The organism is Rhizobacter sp. P2_H2, assembly GCF_056403375.1.
This window is the reverse complement of record NZ_JBFUFP010001833.1, coordinates 1-543: the sequence shown is the minus strand read 5'-3', so window position 1 is coordinate 543 and position 543 is coordinate 1. Positions and strand designations below refer to the sequence as shown.

Here is a 543-nt window from a genome sequence, read left to right as displayed (position 1 = left end):
CCGACACGCTGAACGAATCGGGCTTCGTCGAGAGCACGATCGACGCCTTCAAGGGCCGCACCATCGCGACCTTCCACACCGAGGGCGCGGGTGGCGGCCATGCGCCCGACATCATCAAGGCCGCGGGCCTGCCGAACGTGCTGCCGTCGTCGACCAACCCGACGATGCCGTACACGGTGAACACCATCGACGAGCACCTGGACATGCTGATGGTGTGCCACCACCTCGATGCGTCGATCGCCGAGGACCTGGCCTTCGCCGAGAGCCGCATCCGCCGCGAGACGATCGCGGCCGAGGACATCCTGCACGACGTCGGCGTGTTCTCGATGATGTCGTCGGACAGCCAGGCGATGGGCCGGGTCGGCGAGGTGATCATCCGCACCTGGCAGACGGCCCACAAGATGAAGGCGCAGCGCGGCACGCTGCCCGAGGACAGCGCACGGCACGACAACTTCCGCGTCAAGCGCTACATCGCGAAGTACACGATCAACCCGGCGATCACGCAGGGCATCGCGCACGAGGTGGGCTCGATCTAGGTCGGCA

Annotated in this window: 1 pseudogene; it reads left to right on the top strand. The window is 66.7% G+C overall.

Annotated features, from left to right (window positions below):
* A pseudogene (gene ureB / locus AC1D15_RS36480) lies at nucleotides 1-533 on the top strand (urease subunit beta); the annotation flags it as partial.
* Nucleotides 534-543: the final 10 nt, after the last annotated feature.